The 6021-nt window shown below is 62.5% G+C and carries 5 protein-coding genes; all 5 read right to left on the reverse strand.

The annotated features are described in order from the left end of the window. Nucleotides 1-415: 415 nt before the first annotated feature. The 5 genes from EN750_RS15245 to EN750_RS15265 all read right to left on the reverse strand — a co-directional run bounded on the left by EN750_RS15245 (nt 416) and on the right by EN750_RS15265 (nt 5907). Nucleotides 416-1438, reverse strand: coding sequence for a LacI family DNA-binding transcriptional regulator (locus EN750_RS15245; protein ID WP_127396912.1), 1023 nt, complete (start codon nt 1436-1438; stop codon nt 416-418). A gap of 137 nt (nt 1439-1575) precedes the next feature. Beyond that, a complete protein-coding gene (locus EN750_RS15250) occupies nt 1576-2367 on the reverse strand; it encodes an ATP-binding cassette domain-containing protein (RefSeq protein ID WP_127396913.1) in 792 nt (263 codons plus the stop codon). Between the two features lie 3 nt (nt 2368-2370). Continuing rightward, nucleotides 2371-3357 carry an ABC transporter permease gene (locus EN750_RS15255; RefSeq protein WP_127396914.1) on the reverse strand — a complete coding sequence of 329 codons (987 nt, stop codon included), beginning with the start codon at nt 3355-3357 and terminating at the stop codon, nt 2371-2373. A 113-nt stretch (nt 3358-3470) separates the two neighbouring features. Next, nucleotides 3471-4406 (reverse strand): substrate-binding domain-containing protein, encoded by a 936-nt coding sequence (locus tag EN750_RS15260; RefSeq protein ID WP_013532868.1) that lies wholly within the window; start codon nt 4404-4406, stop codon nt 3471-3473. Between the two features lie 343 nt (nt 4407-4749). Beyond that, complete coding sequence (locus EN750_RS15265) at nt 4750-5907, reverse strand: fumarylacetoacetate hydrolase family protein (protein WP_127396915.1); 1158 nt, start codon at nt 5905-5907, stop codon at nt 4750-4752. Nucleotides 5908-6021: the final 114 nt, after the last annotated feature.

Raw genomic sequence — 6021 nt, forward strand, 5'->3', positions numbered from 1 at the left:
CCGTGGGGTCGGAAGGTCCGAGCACGCAGTTCGTGCGCATGGCTGAAGGATTGATCGTTTCTTTCAGGGGCGCCGCCGCCGGTTGAGGTGACCTGTCGCCTATCCATGTGCGCCATTCATCGCGTGATGACTGGGCGCGCTTTGGTGTCGCTGTGCCGCCATCCCTGTCGGCCAAACGAAAAAAGCCCGCTGCCGGGAGGAGGTGGCAGCGGGCTCGATTTTCGAATGTGGCGCGGGAGGAGGTGCACCCCATTCAGCGTCGGCATCGCATCTGGGAGGAGTAGATGGCCGACAACCAGAACCTACGAGTTGCCCAACGATTCGGCAACAAAGAAACTTGCATAGCTGCTGTGCAGATTTGCCGTGCCAATCATCGTACAAATCCGGAAACCCGGTTTAGCCAAGCCATTTCGCATTACTGCACCAGGACGTTTTCCCTGAAGATCAAGCGCGGTTCGATGAACTTGCGCGTCAGATAGGGTGCCGAGGAGGCAATCGAGCCGAGCAGGCGAATGACCGACTGTTCCGCGATCAGCCTGGCATTCTGGTCGATGACGACATCGAGCAGGTCGTCGACGAGATGACCGCGCGTGTCCTTGGTCAGATCGTGGCAGATGAACACCGGCTTGCGGTTCGGCCTGGCCTCCCGGATCGCCTTTGCAACGCCCGAATGTCCAGCTCCGACGCAATAGATGCCGAGCAGTTCCGGCTCGTCGTGCAGCGCCTTCATGGTCTCGGTGTAGCTGGCATCGGGCTCGTCGTTGACCTCGACGGCGCTGCTGACGGTCAGATTGGGAAACTCCTCACTGAGCACCGAGCGGAAACCCATTTCGCGTTCCTCGTGGCCGCGATAGGAACGTGAGCCGACGACCATCGCAAGATGGCCGGTGCGGCCGCCAAGGAAGCGTCCCATCAGCAGCGCCACCGTTCGTCCCGCCACCCGGTTGTCGATGCCGACATAGGCCGCGCGCGGTGCCGCCGGAACATCGGACACCAGCGTCACCAGGCGCATGCCGGCTTCGACGATGTCGCGCAGGATGTTGCGCGTACGCGGATGATCGACGGCGATGACACCGACGCCATTGGCCCTGAGCGACAGGTTTTCGACAGCGCTCTGCAACGCGTTCGGCGAGATACCGGCGAGGTTATGGATCCGGCACGAGGCGACAAGCGGCAGGCGCGCGGCGTAGTCCTCGATGTGCCCGGCGAGATCGCGCATGAAGGCATTGCTGCCGATCGGCAGCAGGAATTCAAGGTGGGCGGGCCGCGAGGGTAGCGTCACCTGATCGGCGACCGGCAGATAGCCGACTTGCTTGGCCGCCTCCATGACGCGCTGGCGGTTGGCCGCACTCGCACCCGGCCGGTTGTTGAGCACCCGGTCGACCGTTGCGGTCGACAGCCCGCAGCTACGAGCGATATCGGAGACAGTGGCTTTCATGCCGTAACCCACAGCCCGCAGTTGCGTGCGGTATCCGAGACTGTGGCTTTCATGCTGCAATCCTGTTCGCCATGCGGTGGCGCGTCAGACAAGCGATGCGATCTGAGGTGACGGGTGATTGCCGCCCATCACCATTCTCAGTGCGATGGCTTGCCATCGGCGATGGCATCGCGGATTTCCTTGTCCGACATGCCGGTGATGATCCGTTCGACCTCCGCCACGCTGGTCTTCTTGGGGTCTATGTCGTCAGCAACCACCTTGCCGCGGCGCATGACGACGATGCGGTCGACTACCTGGAAGACATGGTGGATGTTGTGGGCGATGAAAATGCAGGAATGGCCGGAATCGCGGGCGCTGCGCACGAAGCTCAGCACACCCTGTGTTTCGGCGACGCCGAGATTGTTGGTCGGCTCGTCGAGAATGATCAGGTCGCTGTCGAAATGCATGGCGCGCGCGATCGCCACCGCCTGGCGCTCGCCGCCGGAGAGCGAGCCGATCGGCGTCGTCGACGGGATGTTCTTCGAGATGCCTACCTGCTTGAGCAAGTCGCGAGCAACCGTGTTCATCGCATCCTGGTCCATCCGGTTGAGGAAGCGCGGCGGCTTGATCGGCTCGCGCCCGAGGAACAGATTGCGGGCGATCGACAGTTGCGTCACCAGCGCCGAGTCCTGGTAGATCGTCTCGATGCCGTGGGCGATGGCGTCGCTGGTGCTGCGCAGGCTCACCTTCTTGCCGCGGATGAAGATATCGCCGCTGGTCAGCGGAACGGCACCCGAGAGCACCTTGATCAGCGTCGACTTGCCGGCGCCATTGTCGCCGAGCAAGCCGACGATCTCCCGTTCATTGACATGGAAATTGGCATCCTCCAGCGCCTGCACGCGGCCATAGGACTTGCGGATGCTCGTCATGCGGATCAGTGGCTCGGCCATGGTTCAAGTCCCCGCCTGGTGCCGGCGTTCCAGCCATGAATGCAGCGCCATCATGCCAAGGATGATAGCGCCGATGAAGATGTTGTAGGCAAGACCGGGCACGCCGATCAGCACGATGCCGTTGCGCATCACGCGCAGGATCAGGATGCCGAGCACCGTGCCGATGATTGTGCCGCGCCCGCCAGTAAGTGCTGTACCGCCGATCACCACCATGGCGATGACTTCCAGTTCGTAGCCGGTGCCGCTGTTGGGGTTGGCGGCGGAAGTGCGCAGCGACGAGATGACGCCGGCAAGCGAAGCCATGACCGACGACAGCACGAACAGGCCGATCTTGACGCCGCTGACATTGACGCCGCGCGCCCTTGCAGCACTCGGGTTGCCGCCGGCCGCCTGGATCCAGTTGCCGGTGCGGCTTTGCGTCAGCACATAGCCGAGCCCGATCGCCGCGGCGATGAACCAGAACAGCGACATGTAGATGCGGAACGGGCCGATGAAGAAATCGCCGACCAGCACTTCCGCCAGCCAGCTGCCTTCCGCGCTCCAGGTGCGCTGGGGAAAACCATCGGTGACGAAAAGAGCGGTGCCGCGCACCACCAGCAGCATGCCAAGCGTCACCAGGAAGGATGGGATCTTGAGCTGCGTCACGAACCAGCCATTGACCAGCCCGATGAAGGCGGCGACCAGCAGCGCGGCGACAAAGCCGACCTCAAGGGAGGTCAGGCCGCTGTTGAACAGGGTCCACATCAAGACCGGCGAGAAGCCGAACAGGGAGCCGACCGAGAGGTCGAACTCGCCCGATGTCATCAACAGCGTCATCGCCAGCGCGATCAGGCCGAGTTCGACCGTGAAGGCCAGCGTGTTGGAGATGTTCTGCGGCGACAGGAAGTCGTGGTTGAAACTCCAGAAAACGGCGATCTCGACGACGAGCAGCACCAGCGGGCCGAATTCCGGCCGTGCGATCAGGCGTTGGACGAGCGAATGATTTTCCACGGCAATCCGCGACATGAGTGGAAGGCTGAGCGTTGCACATCGCGTGCGAAGGGCTCGGCGAAATGGAGAGCCAGTCGCGACCGTTGGGCGGCCGCGACTGCTAGGATTGGATGTTACTTGCCGGACAGGATGTCGTCGTAGATTTGCGCGGTGTCTTTTTCGTAGAGCGCGCCGGTGATGACGTTGAAGCCCGGAGGAATGCCGCCGGCGGCCATATTGGCCAGCGAAAGCGCGACATAGCTGGTCGCCTGCGGGTCCTGCCACTGGCCGGCATTGACATAGCCGTTCAGCACTTCCTGGGTGGTGTCGAGCGAGTTGCCCCAGCCGACGACCGGGATTTCGCCCGGCTTGATGCCGACCTGGTCGAACACCCGCTTGATCGAGCCGGTGACGAGATCGCCCAGTCCGATGATCGCCTTGACCTTGGCCTTGTTGGCCGTGAGGTAGTCGACCATGCGGTTGATCACTTCAGCCTGATCAAGCGTGGCTTCCGTGATTTCATAGGTGATGCCGAGCGGCTCGAAGACGCTCTTGATGCCTTCTTCTTCCTGCACGCCATAGGTGGCGCCGGGGATTTCGACCGGCATCCAGACGAAGTCGCCTTTCTTCACCAGGCCTTTGTCGACCAGATACTGCGCCCAATGCTTGCCGAAGGTGACATTGTCGCCGCCGACATAGGCGTTGAAGTCGGCTTTCGGATCAGGCGTGTTGAAATTGATGATCGGCACTTTCGCCGCACGCGCTTCCTTGACGATCTCGATCAGGCTGCCCGGATCGGGGCTCGTCGTGACGATACCATCGGCCTTGGCGGAGAGGGCGGCGCGAACCGCTTCCTGCTGCGAGGCGACATCGCCATTGTGGAACGAGGTGTTGACGGTGTTGCCGGTGTCCTTGGCCCATTGCTTGGCGCCGGCCAGGAAATAGGTCCAGACCGGATCGGCCGGACCGCCGTGCGAAATCCAGTAGAACGTCTTGGCCTGTGCCGCTGCTGGTACCACCATCAGCGCCACCAACAGGCCGTATAGAACGAGTCTTAGCCGTGTCAGCATTTGATTTCCTCCCGTTTGTAGATCGTCAGTTCAAAATCCGTCCCTTGTTCCGCGTCTTTTTGCAGCGCCGGTTGAATGCGTCAGAGCATCCCCTTTTTCGACGGATGGCAAGCCTCCATCTGCCAAGCCTCCATCTGCAGGTGTAGTGGGCGTCTGACGGGGCGTCATCAGCGGTCCCATCAGATTGCATCAGTTGAGGTGATTTTCCGACTGTCTGATAATTGGCGTGATTGCTTCGGGTCGCGCGAACGCGGCCTGCGCCGACAAGGGTCACGCCGGCGACCATCCTACGCCCACGGGGCCAGGTCCGCAGCGCTTGGCAGGGCGTCGACGACACCAGTTGCTAGATCAGATCGGCTCTGGCCAGCTCCCGCATCAGATGGCTGGCGCCATAGGTCCAGTGCGGGCAGTCCGGCGACAGCTGCACGCGGTTGACCAGCGCGCCGAATTTTTCCGACGAGATGGTGACGATGTCGCCGACCTTGTGGGTAAATCCCTTGCCCTTCTCGCCGCGATCCTTGGACGGAACGAACATGGTGCCGAGATAGAGCGCCAGCCCGTCCGGATACTGGTGGTGCGGCCCCATGGCCGCGGCGACCAGTTCCTCCGGCGAGCGGCTGATCTCCGCCATCGAGCTTGCGCCCTCCAGCGAGAACCCGTCCTCGCCCTCGACTTTCAGGCGCACGACGGCGCGCTTGACGTCATCGATGGAGAATTTGTCGTCGAATAGGCGGATGAAGGGGCCGAGTGAGGCCGAGGCATTGTTGTCCTTGGCCTTGCCGAGCAGCAGCGCCGAACGCCCTTCGACGTCGCGCAGATTGACGTCGTTGCCGATGGTCGCGCCGACGATCCGGCCGCTGGAGGCGGCGATCATGGCGATCTCGGGTTCCGGATTATTCCAGGTCGACACCGGGTGCAGCCCGACATCGGCGCCGAAGCCCACCGAGGCCATCGGCTGGCACTTGGTGAAGATCTCGGCATCGGGGCCGATGCCCACTTCCAGATATTGCGACCAGGCGCCGCGCGAAATCAGCTTGGCCTTGATCTCCATCGCTTCGGGCGAACCGGGCTTCAGCTTCGACAGATCGTGGCCGATCAGTCCTGCGATGTCGGCGCGGATGGCATCGGCTTTTTCAGCCGAACCGCGCGCCTGTTCCTCGATCACCCGTTCCAGCAGGCTGACGACGAAGGTGACGCCCGATGCCTTGACCGCCTGCAGGTCGACCGGTGAGAGCAGGTAGGGTTTTGCTGGATCGCGCCCGGTCTCAAAACTGTTGGCGGCGATGTCATCGAGCGATCCGATCGGTCTGCCCTCGGCCGAGCGGACATGCGCAGCCGGGTCAGCCATCTCGCAAAGGTCGCGCATGGTTGGTGCCGCACGCAAGGTGATGTCGAAGACCGTGCCATCGCGCACCGCGACGACCAGCGGGTATGCGGCATCGCTGCTTCTGGCGCGTCCGACAAAAAGGCCCTCGGTGGGCAGGTGGGTCGGGTTCGTCATAGCGCTCTGTCCTCTGCGTGATCGACAATGTGGCGAAGTGATCGTCAATGTGGGCTGGCCGGATCGGCGCGGCACTTTCACCGGATTCCCGTCAAAGGTCTATCCCGTCGCAGA

It is taken from the genome of Mesorhizobium sp. M7A.F.Ca.ET.027.03.2.1, from assembly GCF_003999175.1.
Classification (GTDB): domain Bacteria; phylum Pseudomonadota; class Alphaproteobacteria; order Rhizobiales; family Rhizobiaceae; genus Mesorhizobium.

Coding starts and splice junctions, on each gene's coding strand:
- EN750_RS15245 (WP_127396912.1), bottom strand. CDS start 1,438: ATGAAAGCCACTGTCTCCGATATCGCTCGTAGCTGCGGGCTGTCGACC.
- EN750_RS15250 (WP_127396913.1), bottom strand. CDS start 2,367: ATGGCCGAGCCACTGATCCGCATGACGAGCATCCGCAAGTCCTATGGC.
- EN750_RS15260 (WP_013532868.1), bottom strand. CDS start 4,406: ATGCTGACACGGCTAAGACTCGTTCTATACGGCCTGTTGGTGGCGCTG.
- EN750_RS15265 (WP_127396915.1), bottom strand. CDS start 5,907: ATGACGAACCCGACCCACCTGCCCACCGAGGGCCTTTTTGTCGGACGC.